Here is a 1,162-nt window from a genome sequence, read left to right as displayed (position 1 = left end):
GCCCTCGGCGCCCGCCTGCTCGACGCCGACGGCAACGAAATCGCCGACGGCGGAGCGGCTTTGGCGGAGATGCAGACCCTCGACCTCACCGCCTTGCGAGAACGGATGGCCGGTGTCCGGCTCACCGTCGCCTCCGACGTGGACAACCCCCTCACCGGCCCACGCGGCGCGGCACAGATCTACGGCCCGCAAAAAGGCGCGGACAGTGCGCAAACGGCCACCCTCGACGCCGCCCTCACCCACTGGGCCGACATCGTCGCCGCCACCACCGGCCACGACCACCGGAATACCGCCGGGGCGGGCGCAGCCGGGGGAGTGGGCTTCGCCGCCGTCGCAATACTCGACGCCGCCCTGTCCCCGGGCATCGAATTAATCTTGGCCCTATCCGATTTCGACAACCAACTGAAGGACGCAAACCTAGTCATCACCGGCGAGGGCACCCTCGACGCCCAAACCCTGCACGGCAAGGCCCCCGCCGGCGTAGCCGCCGCCGCCCGAGCCGCAGGCATCCCCGTCGTCGCAGTATGCGGACGAAACACATTGTCGGACAATCGACTACAAGCCGCCGGCTTCACAGCCACCTATCCCCTGACAGACCTAGACCCCAACATCCACCACTGCATCACCAACGCCGCCCCCCTACTAACCCACCTCGCCACCCACATAGCCCAGCACCACCTCTCCGCAGCGAACCCCCACGCCCACCAGCCGCACCGCCTCTAGTTATCCACACCCCGGCTCGCCGTGCTGACACGCGTGCAAATCCCAAGAGGCGGTGCGGCTATGCCTCAGCCGCGTCGTGCGCTTGAGCCGCGCGTGCTGGCGCGCTCCCTTGAGATAGCGCCCAGGCGTGTTCCCTCGCATCGCCGTACATCATCTGTCGCGGACCACCGCCGCCAGCGTGCCCAACAGCCGCACTGCCTCTAGTTGTTCGCACGCCGGCTTGCCGTGTTGACACGCGTGCGGATCCCAAGAGGCAGTGCGGCTATGGCTCAGCCGCGTCGTACGCTCGCGGACCGCCGTCGCGGGCGTGCCCGACAGCCGCACTGACTCTAGGTATTCGCATCGCCGGCTTGCCGTGTTGACACGCGTGCGGATCCCAAGAGGGAGTGCGGCTATAGCCTCAGCTGCGTCCTACGGTGGGGCTGCGCGTGCTGGTGCG

Annotated in this window: 1 protein-coding gene; it reads left to right on the top strand. The window is 68.2% G+C overall.

Annotation, left to right across the window (positions count from 1 at the left end; genetic code table 11):
• On the top strand, positions 1 to 723 hold a 723-nt coding region (locus ON39_RS33950), incomplete at its 5' end, for a glycerate kinase (protein ID WP_040740353.1).
• Positions 724 to 1,162 lie beyond the last annotated feature (439 nt).

It is taken from the genome of Nocardia tenerifensis NBRC 101015 (genome assembly GCF_000308715.1).
Taxonomy (GTDB): domain Bacteria; phylum Actinomycetota; class Actinomycetes; order Mycobacteriales; family Mycobacteriaceae; genus Nocardia; species Nocardia tenerifensis.
The sequence above is the reverse complement of the archived record's forward strand: the minus strand, read 5'-3'. Positions and strand labels throughout refer to the sequence as shown.